The 18777-nt window shown below is 74.4% G+C and carries 1 protein-coding gene; it reads right to left on the bottom strand.

Annotated elements, in window-relative coordinates; all coding sequences use genetic code 11:
• Position 1: 1 nt before the first annotated feature.
• Positions 2–18643 carry a non-ribosomal peptide synthetase gene (locus IF67_RS0124460; protein WP_030989077.1) on the bottom strand — a complete coding sequence of 6214 codons (18642 nt, stop codon included), beginning with the start codon at positions 18641–18643 and terminating at the stop codon, positions 2–4.
• Positions 18644–18777: the final 134 nt, after the last annotated feature.

Raw genomic sequence — 18777 nt, 5'->3', positions numbered from 1 at the left:
CTCACCGTTCGTTGTGGTCGCTGTTGCCGCGTGCGGCGTCTTCGAGTTCGCGCAGGACGTGTTCCTCCACCAGATCCGCCAGGGCGGCGACCGTGCGGGCGGTCAGCACGTCCCGGGGTGTGAGGGCCACGCCGAAGGTCTCGTTGGTCCGGGAGGCGATGAGCAGGCTGCGCAGCGAGTCGCCGCCCAGGGCGAAGAAGTCGTCCTCGACGCCCACGGTCGTCTCCAGGGCCTGGGCCCAGACGTCCGCGAGGAATTCCTCGGTGGGAGTGCGCGGGGCGACGTGCGCGGCGGGCTCGTGCGGGTCCGGTCCTGGCGCGGGCAGGGCGGCGCGGTCGGTCTTGCCGTTCTCGGTGAGCGGGAAGCGCTCCAGGACGACGAAGGCCGAGGGGACCATGTGGCCGGGCAGTGTCCGGGCGGCGTAGGCGCGCAGCTCCGCGCCGGCCGGGACGTCGGTGTCCGGTGCGGCGAGCAGATGGGCCACCAGGCGCGGTGTTCCGGGCTCGTCCTCCCGTACGGTCACCACGGCGTCCCGCACGGCCGGGTGGCTCACCAGGGCCGCCTCGACCTCGCCCGCCTCGATCCGGTGGCCGTGCAGCTTCATCTGGTGGTCGGTGCGGCCCAGGTAGTGGAGCTCGCCCCGGGCGTCGCGGCGGACCAGGTCGCCCGTGCGGTACATCCGGTCGCCCGGTGCGCCGTACGGGTCGGCGGTGAACCGGGTGGCCGTCAGTCCCGGGCGGTGGAGATAGCCGCGGGCCAGGGAGGGCCCGCTGATCCACAGTTCGCCCGCGACGCCGTCGGCGACCGGCCGCAGCCGCCCGTCGAGCACATAGACCCCGCTGCCCTGTCGCGGGCGGCCGATGGGGGGCGCCGCGCCGTCGGGCAGGAGCGGTCCTGACCAGGTGGCGACGACCGTGGCCTCGGTGGGCCCGTAGGAGTTGATCATCCGGTGGTGCGGGGCCCAGCGGCCGACCAGGTCGGCGCCGCAGGCGTCCGCGCCGACGATGAGCGTGCGCAGGTCCGGCAGCGTCCCCGCGGTGGCGGGCGGCACGGTGGCGAGCGCGGCGGGCGGCAGCAGGGTGTGGGTGATGCGTTCCCCGCGCAGCACCTCGGCCAGGTGCTCGCCGAGCAGTGGTCCGGGCGGCGGCACCACGAGGCGGGCACCGGCCGGCAGGGCCATGCACAGCTCCAGTACCGAGGCGTCGAAGCTGGGGGTGGCGAAGGCCAGCACCCGGTCGCCCGGCCGCACTTGGTAGTGGTCGGCCTCGGCGGCGGCGAAGCCCGCCAGGCCGCGGTGGGTGACGACCACGCCCTTGGGGGTGCCGGTGGAGCCGGACGTGTAGATCACATAGACCGGGTCGTCGAGGTCGAGCGGGCGGACGCGGTCCCGGTCGGTGGGCCGGTGGACGGGTGCGGTCCCGTCCTCGGCGGCCAGGAGGTCTCGTACCTCGTCGGACTCCAGGGTGACGGCCGGGGCGGCGTCGCGCAGCATCAGCGCGATCCGCTCGGCCGGGTACCCGGGGTCCACCGGCAGGTAGGCGGCGCCGGCCTTGGCGGTCGCGAGCTGGGCGACGATCATGTCGGCCGATCTCGGCAGGACCAGGGCGACGACGTCACCGGGGCCCGCCCCCCGGGTGAGGAGATGGTGCGCCAGGCGGTTGGCGCGGGCCTCCAGTTGCGCGAAGGAGAGCCGGAGGTCCGGTGCGGTCACCGCGGGGGCGTCCGGCCACCGGTCGGCGGCCGACTCGACGAGCGCGGCCAGGGTGGCCGCCGGGACCGTGTCGGCGGGCGGCCGCGCGGTCAGCCGCTCGTGCTCGTCCGGCGGCAGGATGTCGAGCGCGTCCACGCTCGCCGCGCCGCCGGGTGCCGCCAGGGCGCCCAGGGTGTGCACCAGCTGGGCGGCCAGCGACTCGGCGGTGGACTCCTCGAAGTACCGCGGGTCGTAGCCGAGTTCGACGCTCAGGCGGGTGTCGGGCGAGACCACCACGGTGAGCGGGTAGTTGGTCGCCTCCAGGGCGTGCAGATCACGGACGCTCAGGCCGTGTGCGGTGGCCGCGGTGTCGTTGATCGGGTAGTTCTCGAAGACCACCAGGCTCTCGAACAGCGGTGATCCGGGGGGCAGTTCGCTCCAGCCGCGCAGGTCGGACAGCGGGACGTGATCGAAGCCACGGGCGTTGGCCTGCGCGGACTGGAGCCCGCGCAGCCAGTCGGCCGGGGCCGCACCGCCGTCCACGTCGCACCGCACCGGCAGGGTGTTGATGAACAGGCCGGTGATGGAGTCGGCGCCGGGCAGGTCCGCGGGCCGGCCGGAGACCGTCGTGCCGAAGCACACGTCGCGCTGTCCGCTCCAGCGCGACAGCAGCAGGCCCCACACCCCCTGGACGACGGTGTTGAGGGTGAGGTGGTGGCGCCGGGCGAAGTCCTGGAGTGCAGTGCTCTCCTGCTCGCCGAGCCGTTGCGAGAGCCAGGTGCCGGCGCGGGTGGCGGCGCCCGGGGCCGGGCGGCGGTCGTAGGGCAGCGGGGTGGGCGCGGACAGGCCCGCCAGCGCCCGGCGCCAGTGCTCCTCGGCCGGGGCCGTGTCGTGGGCGGCGAGCCAGGCGGCATAGTCGGCGAACGGCCTGCGGTCCGGCAGCTCGGGGTCGGTGCCCCGGGCGAGCGCCGCATGGCAGGCGAAGACGTCCGAGAGCACCTGGAACACGCTCCACCCGTCGAGCAGCACATGGTGGAAGGTCCACACGACCCGTACCTCTGCCGGGGAGAGCCGGATGAGGGTCAGCCGCAGCAGCGGCGCCCGGTCCAGGGCGAGCCCGCGGTCCCGGTCGTCGGCGAGCAGCCGCTCCAGTGCGGTGTCGCGCTCGTCCTGCGCCAGGGCGCTCCAGTCGAGTGCGGTGACGGGCAGGGTCACGGAGCGGTGGACGGTCTGGAGGGGCACCGGCACCTCGTGCAGGACCACCGCGCTGCGCAGCACGGGGGTGCGGTCGACGACGTGCTGCCAGGCGGCGGCCAGCAGCCGGGAGTCGGGTACGCCGTCCAGGACGAAGGTGGCCTGCTCCACGTAGAGCCCCTGGTCGGGTTCGTCGAGCCCGTGGAAGACCAGTCCGGTCTGCGTGGGGGTCAGCGGATAGACGTCCGTGACGTCCCGGCCGTCGCCGACGAGCCGGTCGACGGTCTCCTGGTCCAGGCCGGCCAGTGGGAAGTCGGAGGGGGTGCGGCCCCCGGCGTCCGGTTCCGCACAGTGCCGCACGATCTCCCGCAGCTCGGCGGCCATCTCCTCGGCCAGCTTCGCCACGGTGGTGCGCAGGTGCAGGTTCTCGGAGTACGACCAGGTGAACTCCAGCCGTTTGTCCGTCACCAGGCCGACCACGTCGATCAGATGCGGCCGGTCGGCCGCCCGGTCCATATCGCCTTCCAGCGCGCCGTGCGGTGCGTGCAGCAGACCGCCGCCCCCGGACGCGCTCCAGTCCTGCTGGCCGAGGTAGTTGAAGGCGATCTGCGGGTCGGCCGGGAGCCCGGCGGCCGCCGGGGTACGCAGATGGCGCAGCGCGCCGTGTCCCAGGCCGTGGCGGGGCAGCTTCCGCAGGCCCTCCTTGGCGGACTTCAGCGCCGTGGCGAGGTCCGCGTGCGGCGGCAGGTCCAGCGCGACCGGGAACATGGTGGTGAACCAGCCGACGGTGCGGGAGAGGTCCACGTCGTCGAAGATCTCCTCGCGGCCGTGCCCCTCCAGCCCGATCCGTACCCGGTCGTGCCCGGTCCAGCGGGCCAGCACCCGGCCCAGGGCGCACAGCAGGACGTCGTTGATCCGGGTCCGGTAGACGTCCGGGACGTCCTGGAGCAGCCGTCGGGTCTCCTCGGCCTCCAGGCGGACGGTCACGGTGTCCTCGGAGTCCGCGGAGTTGCGGCCCGTACGGTCGGTGGGCAGGTCCGGGTGACCGTCCGGCCCGCTCCAGTGGGCGAGTTCGTCGTCGAAGCCGCCGGCGGCGGTGTGGTCGTGCAGCCGCTGCGCCCAGGCGCGGAACGAGGTGGTCTTGGGGCCGAGCGCGGCCCGGCCCCCGGCCCGCACCCGTCGGTAGGCGGTGTCGAGGTCCTCCAGGATGATGCGCCAGGACACCGCGTCGACGACCAGGTGGTGGGCCGCCAGTACCAGGACCGGGCGGTCCTGGTCGCCCAGGTGGCACAGCGCGGTCTTCAGCAGCGGCCCCCCGGCCAGGTCGAAACCGGCGCACAGGTCGCGGGTCAGCGCGCGCAGTTCGGCCGCGCGCTCCTGCGGCGCCCGGCAGGAGAGGTCATGCACCTCCAGTGCGGGCGCCGCGCCGGGCGCCGCGCCGTACTGGCGCCAGTGGCCGTCGCCGGTGGCCTCGTAGCCCATGCGCAGGGCGTCGTGGTGCTCCAGCACCGCGGCCAGGGCGGCACGCAGCGCGCCCTCGTCGACCTCGGCGGTCAGCTGGAAGGAGAGCGACTGGGTGAAGTGCCCGGGACTGTCCGCGACGTTGTCGAACAGCCAGTGCTGGACGGGGGTGAGCGGCACCTCGCCGACCACCGGGCCCTGTTCGGCGTTGGACACCGCGGCCGGCAGTTGCTCGGCGGCCGCGGCCAGCGCGGCGACGGTCTGGTGGACGAACAGATGGCGCGGGGTCAGCGCGAGGCCCGCGCGGCGGGCCGCGGAGACGATCTGGATGCTGAGGATCGAGTCCCCGCCGAGCGCGAAGTAGTTGTCCTCGGCGCCCACCTGGTCCAGGCCCAGCACGTCGGCCCAGATCCCGGCGAGCGCCTTCTCGGTGTCCGTGCGCGGCGGGACGTAACCGGCGGCCGGGGCGGCCCAGTCGGGCGCGGGCAGGGCGCGCCGGTCGAGTTTGCCGGTCGCTCCCAGCGGCAGCCGCTCCAGGGGGACGACGACCGCGGGGACCAGGTGGCCGGGCAGGCTCTGTGCGAGGAAGGCACGCAGCGCGGCGGGGTCGGCGCTCGCCGCGCCCCGTGCGACCACATAGCCCACCAGGCGCTTGTGGCCGTCGGTCTCGACGACCCGCGCGGCGGCCTCGGCCACGTCGGGGTGCCGGGCCAGCGCGGCCTCCACCTCGCCCAGTTCGATGCGGAAGCCGCGCACCTTGACCTGGTCGTCGGTCCGGCCGAGGTACTCCAGCTGTCCCTCGGCGTCCCAGCGCACGAGGTCGCCGGTGCGGTACATCCGCTCGCCTGCGGGGCCGAACGGGTCCGCCAGGAAACGCCCGGCGGTCAGGCCGGGCCGCGCGAAGTACCCGCGCGCCACGCCGGTACCGGCGAGGTAGAGCTCGCCGGGGACCCCGACCGGGACCGGCCGCAGGTACGGGTCGAGAACGTAGGCGCGGGCACCGGCGACGGGGCTGCCGATCGGCGGGGTGCGGTCCGGGTCCGCGGGGTCGCAGTACCAGGCAGTGGCGTAGACGGTGGCCTCGGTGGGGCCGTAGATGTTGGCGACCCGGCAGCCGGGGACGGCGGCGCGGACCTCGCGGACGGTGCGGGCGGCGAGCCCCTCACCGGCCAGCACCACGGTGTCCGCGGTGACGTGGACGGTGTCCTCGGCAAGGAGCTGCCCCAGGGCCGAGGGGACGGCACTGAGCAGGCTCGCGGTCCAGGGGGCGGAGCGTTCGGCCAGGGCCAGCAGGTCGCTCACGATCTCGACGCAGCCGCCGGACAGCAGCGGGCTGAAGATCTCGAAGACCGACACATCGAAGTTCAGCGAGGTGGATGCCACGACGTGGGACAGGCCCCGGCCGCCGAACTCGGCGGCCGCCCAGTCGGCCAGGGACACCACCGAACCGTGGGTCGCCACCACGCCCTTGGGCAGACCCGTCGATCCCGAGGTGTGGATGACATAGGCGGGGTGGGCGGGCAGCAGCGCACCGGTCCGTTCACCGTCGCCGAGGTCGGCGGCGGACTGCCCGGCGAGCCGGTCCGCCCACGCGGGGTCGTCCAGCACGATCCGGGTGGCGGGCCCCTCCGGCAGCCGGCCGGCCAGTTCGGAGGTGGTGAGCACGATGTCCGGTCCGATGTCGTCGAACAGGAACGAGACGCGCTCGGCCGGGTACTTGGGATCGACCGGCAGATAGCCCGCGCCGCTCTTGAGCACGGCCAGCAGGGCCACGATCAGGTCCGCCGTACGCGGCAGCGCGAGGGCGACGAACCGCTCCGGGCCCGCGCCCGAGGCGATCAGCAGCCGCGCCAGCCGGTTGGCGCGTTCGTTCAGCTCCCGGTAGGTGAGGCGGTCGTCCCCGGCCAGCACGGCCGCGGCGTGCGGGGTGCGGCCCGCCTGCTCCTCGAACACCTCGGGCAGTACCCGCCGCGGCAGCGGGGCGGCCGGCCCGCCGAACTCCCGCAGGACGCGTCCGCGTTCCTCCTCGGTGAGCAGCGGCAGGTCCCCCAGCCGGCGGTCCGGATCGGCTGCCATCTCCGTCAGCAGGACGCGCAGGCACGCGCCCAGCCGCTCGACCGTCGTGGCGTCGAAGGCCGCCGGGTCGTAGTCGAGGGCCACGGTGAGGCGTTCGCCGGGGGCGACGATCACGCTCAGCGGGTAGTTGGTCGGCTCCAGGTCGCGTTCCTGCTGGATGCCCAGGCCGTGCCGGGCGAGGGCATCGCTGTCGAAGGGGTAGTTCTCGAAGACCACGATGCTGTCGAACAGGCCTGTCCCGTGGGGGACTTCACTCCAGGACCGGAGGTCGGTCAGGGAGACGAAGTCGAAGCGACGGGACTCCGACTGCGCCGTCTGAAGGGCGCGCAGCCAGTCCAGCAGAGCGCGCTGCCCGTCGACCCGTACCCGGGTGGGCAGGGTGTTGATGAACAGTCCGACCATGGACTCCACGCCCGGCAGCGCGGCGGGCCGCCCGGAGACGGTGGTGCCGAAGACCACGTCGTCGTTGTTGCTGTAGCGGGACAGCAGCAGTCCCCAGGCGCCCTGGAGGACGGTGTTCATGGTGAGGCCGGACTGCTGTGCCATCTCCCGCAGCCGCGCGGAGTCCGTCTCGTCCAGCGTGACGCGGACCGAGCCCGAGGACGAGGCGCGGTGCGCCTCCAGGGGCTTGCGGTCCCGCGGGAGTTCGGTGGGCGAGGTGAATCCGGCCAGCGCGGTGCGCCAGTGCTGTTCGGCCTGTGTGGTGTCCTGCTCCGCCAGCCAGCGCAGGTAGCTGCCGAAGGGCGGGCGGGAGGGGGCCTGGGGGCGGCGGCCGCCGGTGAGCGCCGCGTACCGTTCGCAGACCTCGTCGAAGACCTGGGCCGCGCTCCAGCCGTCGAGCAGGATGTGGTGGAAGGTCCAGACGAGCCGGACCCGGTCGGCGGACAGCCTGATCAGGGCCAGCCGCATCAACGGGGCGGCGGCGAGGTCGAGACCGGCCTCCCGGTCCTCGGCGAGCAGAGTGGTCAGCGCGCGCTCGGCCGCGTCGGCGCTCCGCCCGGACCAGTCGTGGTGGGTGACGGGCACGGTGGCACGGGCCTGGACGACCTGGAGCGGCTCGGCGGTCTCCTCCCACACCAGGCGGGTGCGGAGCATCGGGTTGGCGTCGGCCGTCTGCTGCCAGGCCGTGGCGAGCGCGACGGGGTCGGTGACGCCGGAGAGCACCAGCTGGACCTGGTTGAAGTAGGTGTGCGAGGCCGGGTCCATCAGGCTGTGGAACAGCATCCCGGCCTGCATCGGGGTCAGCGGGTAGATGTCCTCCACGGCGCGGCCGTCCGCCGCGACCCGGTCCACGGACGCCTGGTCGAGGCGGGCCAGCGGGAAGTCGGAGGGGGTGCGGCCGCCGGCGTCCGGTCCTGCGCAGTGGGCGACGATGTCCTCCAGCGCCGTGAGCATGCCCGTGGCCAGCGCGGTGACCGTCTCCTCGCGGTGCACTCCGCTGCTGTAGTACCAGGTCAGTTCGAGGCATCGCTCCTCGACCCGGCCCACCACGTCCAGCAGGTGCGGCCGTTCGGACTCGGGCGCGGCGGCGCCGTCCAGTCCGCCGCGCACGGCGCGGATCAGGCCGCCGTCGCCCGACCAGTCGAACCGGCCGAGGTAGTTGAAGCTGATCCGGGGCTGAGGAGTGGCGGTGAGTTCGCCGTCCGTGCCGAGGTGCCGCAGCGCCCCGTGGCCGAGACCCCGGCCGGGGACCGCACGCAGCTGCTCCTTGACGGACTTGAGCGCCGCGGCCCAGTCGCCGGCCGGCACGTCCAGGGCGACGGGGAACAGGGTGGTGAACCAGCCGACCGTACGGGACAGGTCGACGCCGTCGAAGAGGTGGTCCTCGCGGCCGTGCCCCTCCAGACCGACGGCGACGGTGCGCTGTCCGGTCCAGTCGGCCAGCACCCGGCCGAGCGCCGTGAGCAGCACGTCGTTGATCTGGGTGCGGTAGACGGCGGGCACCTTCTGCAACAGGTCGCCGGTCCGCTGCCGGTCCAGACGGACGGTGACCGAGCGCAGGTCGGCGATGGTGTTGGTCCCGGCGGCGTCGACGGGCAGCGGCGCCGCGCAGTGTGCGGCCACCGCGCTCCAGTGCGCGCTCTCGCCGGCGAACCCGCCGGTCTCGGTGTGCGCGTGCAGCCGCCGGGCCCATTCCTGGACGGAGGTGGTCCGGGCGAGCGGGCTCACCGGCCCGCCGGTGCGGGCCTGCTGGTAGGCGCTCTCCAGGTCCTCCAGCAGCACCCGCCAGGAGACCCCGTCGACCACCAGGTGGTGCACGGTCAGGAACAGCCGCGGCGGCCGGGTCCCCGCCCCGGTGAACAGCCGGGCGGCGAGCAGGGGCCCGTCCGCCAGCCGGAAGCCGGCATGCGCCTCGGCCATGGCGGCCTCGACCGCGGCCGCGCACTCCTCGTCGTCCCGCCCGCCGAGGTCGTGCACCTCCAGCAGCTGCGGTTCCGTCGCCTCCGGGGCCGGGCAGTGCTGGTGCCAGGTCCCGTCCGCCCGCTGCACGAAGCGGGCCCGCAGGGCGTCGTGGTGGGTCCACAGGGCGTGCAGGGCCCGTTGCAGGGCCTGCGGATCGGGGTCCTCGGCCAGTTCGATGACGACGGACTGGTTGAAGAACCCGGGGCGTTGCGGCCGGGCGTCGAGGAACCAGTGCTGGATCGGGGTGAGGGCGACGTCCCCGGTCACCGGGCCGGTGCCGGCGACGGGTGCGGCGGCACCGGTGGCGGCCGCCAGGGCGGCGATCGTGGGATGCCGGAACAGGTCCCGTGGGGTCAGGGTCAGGCCGGCCCGGCGGGCCCGCGAGACGACCTGGATGCTGAGGATCGAATCGCCGCCCAGCATGAAGAAGTTGTCCTCGACCCCCACCCGGTCGACGCCCAGCAGCGCGCACCAGATCTCCGCGAGGATCCGCTCGGCCTCGGTGCGCGGCGCGAGGTGCTCAGAGGATGCGGCGGCGGCCGACCAGTCGGGGGCGGGCAGCCTGCGCCGGTCCACCTTTCCGTTGCGCGTGAGCGGCAGCGCGTCCAGGGTCACGAACGCGGCGGGGAGCATGTAGTCGGGCAGTTCGGCGGCGAGGAAGGCACGCAGCTCCTCCGCCTGCGGCAGCGTGGCGCCCGGGGCGGGTACGAGGTAGGCGGCCAGGCGCTTGCGGCCGCCGTCCTCGGGGACGGTCAGTACCGCTTCGGCGACCGCCGTGTGGCGGGTGAGCACGGCCTCGATCTCCGCCGGTTCGACACGGAAGCCCCGGATCTTGATCTGGTCGTCGGCACGCCCCACGAAGTGGAGTTCGCCGTCGGCGCTCCAGCGCACGATGTCGCCGGTGCGGTACATCCGGGTCCCGGCCGGTCCGAACGGGTCTGCCAGGTAGCGTGCGGCGGTCGCGCCGGGGCGGCCGCCGTAGCCGCGGGCGAGCCCGGCACCGGCGATGTACAGCTCCCCCGGGATGCCCGGCGGCTGGGGCTGCAAGGCGTCGTCCAGGACGTAGACGCGGGTGTTGTCCAGGGGACGTCCGATGGGCAGGGCCGCGGGCAGCAGGTCACCGGAGCGGAAGGTGCGCCGGGTCGCGAAGGTGGTCGTCTCGGTGGGGCCGTAGCCGTCGACCACGGTCAGGCCGGGGCAGGCGTCGAGGACGCGGCGTACCGCGGCACCCGGCACGGCCTCGCCGCCGGTCCACACCTCCCGGGCGCCCCGCAGGCACTCGGGGTCCTCCTGGGCCAGCAGGCGGAACAGCCCGGCGGTCAGCCACAGGCAGCTGACGCCCTGTTCGGAGACCGCCCGGCGCACCGTGGCGGCGTCCACGTCCGCCGGCGGGGCCAGGACGGCCCGGCCGCCGCGCAGCAGCGGCACCCACAGTTCGTAGGTGGCCGCGTCGAAGGCCTGCGGGGAGTGCACCAGGACCCGGTCGTGTCCGTCGAAGGCGCGGTCGAAGGCGAGCGCCACGACGTCCCGGTGGCGTACCGCGACCCCCTTGGGGCGGCCGGTGGAGCCGGAGGTGAACATCAGGTAGAGCACGTTGTCGGGGTGGAGGACGGGCAGGGGTGCGCCCTCCACGTCGGCGGTGCCGGGCGGCGCGGGCGGTGCGCCCTGGTCCGTCACCAGCAGGGTGTGCCCGCCGGGAGCCACCTCGTGGGCGGTTTCCTCCCATGCGGTGTCGGTGAGCACGAGGTCCGCCGTGGTCTCCCCCAGCACCTGCCGCAGCCGTTCCCGCGGGGCGCGGCCGTCCAGCGGGACGTACACACCGCCCGCCTTGACGATGGCCAGCTGGGCGACGACCAGTGCGGCCGACCGGTCCATGAGGACGCCGACCGGCGACTCCGGACGCACGCCGAGCCCGGTCAGTCTGCGGGCCAACGCATCGGTACGGGCGTCGAGTTCGCGGTAGGTCACGCAGACGCCGTCGGCGTCCAGGGCCGTGGCGTCGGGGGTGCGCCGGGCCTGGGCGGCGAACAGCTCGGCCACCGTGCCCTCGGGCAGTGCGGCGCAGGTGTCGTTCCACTCCTCGACCACCTGGCGCCGGCGTGCGGCGCCGAGCACCGGCAGCCGCGCGGGCGGGCGCCGGTCGTCGCCGGCCATGCCCTCCAGCAGCACCGTGAGGTACTCGCCCATCCGCTCGACGGTGGCGGTGTCGAACAGTTCCGGGTCGTAGCCGAGCCGCAGTGCCAGTTCCGGTCCGGGGTAGGCGACCAGGCTGAGCGGATAGTTGGTGGTCTCGATTCCGTCGAGGCCGCTCAGCCGCAGTCCGTGCGCGGCGGCGAGGTCGCCGCCGACGGGGTAGTTCTCGAACACCACGATGCTGTCGAACAGTCCGACCCGCTCGGGCAGGTCGCTGAACGCCTTCAGCCGGGCGAGCGGTACGAAGTCGAAGCGCCGGTCGTCGGTCTGAATCTCCTGCACCCGGCGCAGCCAGTCCGTCAGGCTGCCGTCGGAGGCAACCGTCAGCCGGGTCGGTACGGTCGCGATGAACAGGCCGTTCATGGCCTCGACGCCGGGCAGTTCCGGCGGCCGTCCGGACACGGTGGTGCCGAAGACGACATCGGGCCGCCCCGTCTGACGGGCCAGCAGCAGCGCCCAGGCCCCCTGCACCAGGGTGTTCATGGTCAGGCCCGCGCCCTTGGCCAGCTCGTCCAGCCGGCGGGAGGTGCCGGCGGACAGCCTGACGCGCACCGCCTCGGTGGACTCCGCGCGGTGGGTCTCCCTGGGCTCACGGTCGTAGGGCAGTGCGGTGGGCTCGCTCAGTCCGTCGAGCCGGGTCCGCCAGTGCCGTTCGGCCTCGGCCCAGTCGCGGTCCCGCAGCCAGGCCACGTAGTCGCGGAAGGGCCGGCGGCCGGGCATGCCCGGGTCCGCGGGTGTGGCACCGTCCCCGGCCGCCGCGTCGCGCAGTGCGGCGTGGCACCGGAAGACGTCGGAGAGCACCTGGAACAGGCTCCAGCCGTCCAGCACCAGGTGGTGGAAGGACCACACCACCTGCACCTCGGTGTCGGACAGCCGGGCCAGGGCCAGGCGCAGCAGCGGGGCGGTTTCGAGGTCGATCCCGCGCCGCCGGTCGCGGTCGAGCAGTTCCCGCAACCGGGCCCGGCGCTCGCCGTCCGGCAGGGCGCGCCAGTCCAGGTGGGTGACCGGCACGGTGGCGCCGCGCTCCACCACCAGCAGCGGCTCGGGCACGTCCTGCCATACGACGCGTCCGCGCAGCACCGGCGTGCGGTCCGTCACCTGTTGCCAGGCCGCTGCCAGGGCCTGCGGATCGGACACGCCGTCCAGCACGAAGGTGAGCTGCTGGAAGTAGACGCTCTGGTCGTCCTGGGAGAGCCGGTGGAAGAGCATGCCGGCCTGGGTGGGGGTGAGCGGGTGGATGTCCTCGACGGTGCCTCCGTCGCCGGCCAGCCGGTCCACGGTGGGCTGGTCGAGCGCGGCCAGCGGGAAGTCGGACGGGGTGCGGCCGCCGGCCCCGGGCCGGGCGCCGTGCCGGGCGATGTCGCCCAGCGCCCGGGCGAATTCCCCGGCCAGTCGGGCGACGGTCTCCTCGTGGTGGAGGTGCGCCGAGTAGAACCAGGTGAATTCCAGCGCGTCGCCGTCCAGCCGGCCGACGACCTCCAGCGCATGCGGCCGCGGCGCCGCGGGGGCGGCGTCGAGCGCCAGCTCACGGTGCGGGCCGCGGTAGAGGCAGCCGTCGCCGCCCGGCAGGCCGAACTGGCCGAGGTAGTTGAAGCTGATGCCCGCGGTCGGCAGCTGCGGCAGGTCTTCGGGCCGGGTCAGATACCGCTGGACGCCGTAGCCGAGACCGCGGCGGGGCACGGCGCGCAGCTGCTCCTTGACCGACTTCAGCACGGTGCCCCAGTCCGCGTCCCGGGCCACGGAGAGGGCGACCGGGTAGCGGGTCGTGAACCAGCCGACGGTACGGCTCAGGTCCACGTCCGTGAAGAGTTCCTCCCGCCCATGGCCCTCCAGGTCCACCGGGACCCGGTCGTGTCCGGTCCACTCGTGCAGCACCCGTCCCAGCGCGCTCAGCAGCACGTCGTTGACCTGGGTGCGGAAGGCCCCGGGCAGGGTGTGCAGGAGGACGGAGGTGTCCCCCGGGGTGAGGCGCACGGTCACCGAGCGGGCCGACGCATAGGTGTTGGCGCCCGCGAGGTCGGTCGGCAGCGCCGGGTCACAGGTGCGGGCCAGGGTCGTCCAGTAGGCGGTCTCGTCCTGGAAGCCGCCGGTTTCGGCGTGCCCGGTCAGCCGGCCTGCCCAGTGGCGCAGCGGGGAGGACTTCGGCGGCAGCGCGGTGCCCACTCCCCCGCGCTGTGCGCGGTAAGCCCGGTCGAGGTCCTCCAGCAGCAGGCGCCACGAGACGCCGTCGACCACCAGGTGGTGGACGGCCAGGTGCAGGACGGGGGGCCGCCCGTCACCCCGGTCGTGGAGCACCGCACGCAGCAGGGGGCCGCGGCGCAGGTCGAACGGCCCGAGGTGCGGGGCGTCGTCCTCGGGACCGGTGTGGCGGTCCAGCACGCATCCGGGCGCCTCGCTGTCGATGTGCTGGCGCCACCGGCCGTCGCCGTCCGGCACGAAGCGCGAGCGCAACGCGTCGTGGTGGGCGACCACGTCGTGCAGGGCGGCTTCCAGCGCCGCGGCGTCCAGGTCATCGGCCAGCTCGACGGACATCGTCTGGCCGAAGTGGCCGGCCCGCGCGGCGTCGCTCTCGAACAGCCAGTGCTGAATGGGCGTCAGCGGCGCCGGACCGGTGGCCTCCGCCTCGGGGCCCGGGCCCGGGGCCGGCTGCCCGGCGGCGTCCACGCACTGCGCGAGGGCGGCGACCGTCTGGTGCCGGTAGACGTCCCGCGAGGTGACGGCCAGCCCCGCCTGCCGTGCCTGGGCGACGACCTGGATGCTGAGGATCGAGTCGCCGCCCAACGAGAAGAAGTTGTCGTCGACGCCGACACGCTCGACCCGCAGGACATCGGCCCACACGGCGGCGAGCGCCCGTTCGGTGGCGGTGCGCGGCGCCACGTAGTCCGTCGTGCCGTCGGCCGTCCAGTCGGGGGCGGGCAGCCGGGCGCGGTCCAGCTTGCCGTTGGGGTTGAGCGGCATCGCGTCCAGGACGACGACCGAAGCGGGGACCATGTAGTCGGGCACACTGCGGCCCAGAGCGCGCCGGATCGCGCTCGGGACGAGCTCCGCCCCGGGCGCCGGGACGACATAGCCGATCAGCCGCTTGTGGCCGCCGCTCTCCCGGGTGGCGGCGGCCGCCTGGGCCACCCCCGCACAGCGCAGCAGCGCCTCCTCGACCTCGCCCAGCTCGATGCGGAAGCCCCGCACCTTGACCTGCTGGTCCGCCCGGCCCACGTACTCCAGCTCACCGTCGGAGGTCCACCGCACCAGGTCGCCGGTGCGGTACATCCGGCTGCCGGGACCGGCGAAGGGGTCGGCGAGGAACCGGGCGGCGGTCAGCCCGGGACGCCGGAGGTACCCACGGGCCAGGCCCCCTCCCCCGAGGTACAACTCACCCGTCACCCCCGGGGGTTGCGGGCGCAGCATGCTGTCCAGGACGTAGCAGCGGGTCCGGGCGACGGGGCGTCCGATGGGCGGGGCCTGCTCGGGCGTGCCCTCGCCGGCGAACCATGCCGTGGCGTACACCGTGGCCTCGGTCGGGCCGTAGATGTTGGCGACCTGCGAGGACGGCATCGTCTCCCGGATCTCCCGTACGGTCTGCGCGGGCAGCGCCTCGCCCGCCAGGACCACCGTGTCGGCCGTGACGGTGCCGGCCCCCCTGGTGAGCATCCGGGAGATCACCGAGGGCACCCCGCTGATGAGCCCGGCCTGCCGTGGCGCGGCGTCCGGCCGGTCGGCGAGGGCCGGCAGGTCGGCCACCACTTCGATGCTGCCGCCGGACAGCAGGGGGCAGAGGAGTTCGAAGACGGACACATCGAAGTTGAGCGAGGTGGAGGCCACCACATGGGTCAGCCGCTGCCGGCCGAACTGTGCTCCCGCCCAGACCGCCAGGTCGGCCACGCTGCGGTGGGTGACCACCACGCCCTTGGGGCGGCCGGTCGAGCCGGAGGTGTAGATGACGTAGGCGGGGTGGCCCGGATCCAGCGGCCGGACCCGTTCGGCATCGGTGAGGTCGTCCTCGGCGTGCCCGGCCAGCCGGTCCGCGGTCTCCGGGTCGTCCAGTACCAGCCGCTCGGTGCCCTCGGGCAGGCAGCCGGCCGTGTCCCGGGTGGTCAGGACGAGGGCCGGACCGGCGTCGGCGAGCATGAACCGGATGCGCTCGGCCGGGTAGCCGGGGTCCACCGGCAGATATCCGGCACCTGCCTTGAGCACCGCCCAGAGGACGGCGACCAGGTCGGCCGAGCGCGGCAGGGCCAGCGCCACCAGGGTCTCGGCGCCCACTCCACGGGCGGCCAGCAGCCGGGCGAGGCGGTTGGCGCGCCGGTTCACCTCGTCGTAGGTGAGCTGGGTGTCCCCGCAGACGACGGCGGTCCGGCCGGGGGTGCGGGCGGTCTGCGCCTCCAGGAGTCCGGGCAGCGTGGTGTCCGGGCCCTCCTGCTGCGGGGCGTTCCAGGCGTCGAGCATGGTGCGCCGCTCGTCGTCCGTCAGCAGCGGCAGTTCGGCCACCCTCCGGTGCGGTCCGTCCGCCATGCCCTCCAGCAGGAGGTGCAGCTGACGGCTCATCCGGGCCACGGTCCGGGCGTCGAACAGGTCGGTGTTGTACTCGACGGTCAGCCCGAAGGACCCGTCGCCGCGCGGCAGGAATTCCAGCACGAGGTCGAACCGTGCGGCCGGGCGCGGCAGCGGGTGCTCCTCGATCCGTACGCCGCCGGCCTCCCGCGGGTGCACCATCGCGGTCTGCTGGACGACGAGGACCTGCACCAGCGGGGTGCGGCTGGGGTCCCGCTGCGGTGCCAGCTCCTCGACGACCCGGTCGAACGGCACGCTGTCGTGGCTGAAGGCGTCCAGCAGCGTCGCCCGCATCGTGTCCAGGAACCGGTCGACGGTGGCGGCGGGGTCGACGTCGCTGCGCAGCACCAGGGTGTTGACGAAGAAGCCGGTCACCTCCTCCAGTTCGCGCCGGCTGCGTCCGTTGGTGACGGTGCCGAGCGCGATGTCGCGCTGGCCGGTGTAGCGGGAGAACAGCACCGAGGCCGCCCCGGCGAACAGGGTGAAGACGGTCGTGCCCTTGGACCGGGCGAGTCTGCCGAGACGTCCGGCCAGGTCCGCCGGCAGCTCATGGCGGTGTGCCGCGCCGGAGGTGGTGCGCACCGGCGGCCGGGGCCGGTCCGTGGGCAGGTCCAGCTGCGGTATCCCGCTCAGATGCCGCTTCCAGTACGCCAGGTCGTCGGCGTGCCGGGCGGGGGTGGGGTGCGCGCGCTCCCACACGGCGAAGTCGGGGTATTGCAGGATCGGTTCGCCGAGGCCGTCCGGGCTCCCGTCCGCCTCGGAGGCGTACAGCGCGGCCAGTTCACGGACCAGCACACCGACCGACCAGCCGTCGGTGACGATGTGGTGCTGGGCCAGGAGCAGCAGGTGCTCGTCGCCGGCGAGCCGGAGCAGCAGGGCCCGGGTGAGGGGCCCCTCGCTCAGGTCGTAGGGGGTCTCCAGCTCCTCGGCGAGCAGCCGCTCGGCCTCCGCGTCGCGGCCGTCGGCCGGGAGGGCGCTGAGGTCGACGGTGCGCAACGGCAGCGAGGCGGTGCCGTCGACCCGTTGCACGCCCTGCCCGTCCGCCGTGGTGAAGGTGGTGCGCAGCGCGTCGTGGCGTGCCGCGAGCCGGTCCAGGGCGCGGCCCAGCGCGCCGGCATCCAGCGGACCGCCCAGCCGCACCCCGACCCCGGTGTTGTACTCGGTGCCGCCGGCCGTCAAGTCGTCGAGGAACCACAGCCGTTGCTGGGCGCCGGACAGCGGCAGCGGACGGTCGCGCGGGACCGGGGTGACCGGTGTCGTCGGGTCCGCGGCGGCCGGGTCGCCCAGGAGCGGCACCAGCGCGGCGATGGTCCGGGCGGTGAACAGGTCACGCACGGACAGCCGGTCGCCGAGTTCCTCCCGGATGCGGGACAGCACCCGTACGGCGAGGACCGAGTCGCCGCCGAGCTCGAAGAAGTCGTCCCCGGTACCGATGCCGCGGACCGACAGGACATCGGACCAGATGGCGGCGAGGGCCCGCTCGGCGGGTGTCCGGGGCGCCACGTGACCCGCGTCGGGGACACGGGCCGGGCCGGGCGCGGGGAGGGCACGCCGGTCGATCTTGTGGTGCGCGGTCAGCGGGAACGCGTCGAGGACGACGACGGCGGACGGCACCATATGGACCGGCAGACTGCGCGAGACCGCGGCGCGCAGCTCCGCGGGCTGCGGAACCCGGAGGGGGTCGCCCGGCGTCACATAGCCGACGAGCCGCTGCCGCCCGGGCTCGTCCTCACGCACGATGACCACTGCTTCGCCGACGCGGGAGTGGCGGGTCAACGCCGCCTCGATCTCGCCGAGTTCGATGCGGAAGCCGCGTACCTTGACCTGCCGGTCGGTCCGTCCGAGGAATTCCAGCTCACCGCCCGCGGTCCGGCGCGCCAGGTCTCCGGTGCGGTAGAGCCTGGTGCCGGGCGGCCCGTACGGGTCGGCCACGAAACGCGCGGCGGTCAGGCCCGGGCGGCCGAGGTAGCCGCGTGCCACCCCGCTGCCGCCCACGTACAGCTCACCGCTGCTTCCCACCGGCACCGGTCGCATCGCCGCGTCCAGCACATGGACCCGGACATGGGGCAGCGGCCCGCCGATCGACGGGGTGCCGCCACCGACGGCCAGCGGTCCGGTCCAGGACGCCACCACCGTGGCCTCGGTGGGACCGTAGGAGTTGATCAGCCGTCGCCCCGCGGCCCAGCGGTCGACCAGCTCGGCCGGGCAGGCTTCGGCTCCCACGATCAGGGTCCGCAGCTCGGGCAGGCCGTTGCCGTCCGACGGGGCGGGCACGGTCGCGAGCGCGGCCGGCGGGATGAGCGCGTGGGTGATGCGGTGGTCCCGCAGGACAGCCGCGAGTTCGTCCCCCAGCCACGGCCCCTTGGGCGGCACGACGAGGGTCGCGCCGGACAGCAGGGAGATGCACAACTCCAGGACGGAGGCGTCGAAGCTCGGGGACGAGAACTGGAGGACGCGGTCGCCCGGCGTGACGTCGTACTGCGCGGCGGCCGCCGCGGCGAAGTCGCCCAGACCGGTGTGGGGCACCGTCACCCCCTTGGGGGTTCCGGTGGATCCCGAGGTGTAGATGACGTAGGCGGGGTGCTCGGCGTGGAGCGGCGCGAGCCGGTCGTCGTCCTGCGGAGCGTGGTCCGGGCCCGTTGCGGGCCGGGTCTGCGCCGGGTCGTCGATGACCGCCGCCGGCGCGGCGTCGGACAGCATCAGGGTGCGGCGTTCGGCGGGGTAGTCCGGGTCGACCGGCAGGAACGCACCGCCCGCCTTGGCCACGGCGAGTTCCGCGACGACGAGTTCCACCGAGCGGGGCAGCACCACCGCCACCGTCCGCTCCGGCCCCACCCCGCGTCCGATGAGGTCGTGCGCGAGGCGGTTGGCCAGGGCATCGAGCTCACAGTAGGACCAGGTCCGCCGGCCGTCCGTCACCGCGGGGGCATCCGGCGTGCGGGCCGCCCACGCGGCGAAGAGGTCACCGAGCGATAACCCGGGCACCGGACGGACCCGGCCGCCCTCAGGGACCGGCGGAACGGTCCGGGCCTGCGGCGATGCGGACTCCGGGGCTGAACTCTCGTGCTGGTCCGTCATGGAGGTCGGTCCTTCTAGGCGGGGACGGGGCGTGCGTGGGGCAGGGCATCGGGCGGCCCGACGGAGCGGTGCCGGGCGGTACTGGCCGGAGCAATCGGGCGATCCGGGTGCGAAGGAGCGGGGAGACGCACCGG

The sequence above is a fragment of the Streptomyces sp. NRRL S-1813 genome (assembly GCF_000719605.1).
In the GTDB taxonomy this organism is placed as follows: Bacteria; Actinomycetota; Actinomycetes; order Streptomycetales; family Streptomycetaceae; genus Streptomyces; species Streptomyces decoyicus.
The sequence above is the reverse complement of the archived record's forward strand: the minus strand, read 5'-3'. Positions and strand labels throughout refer to the sequence as shown.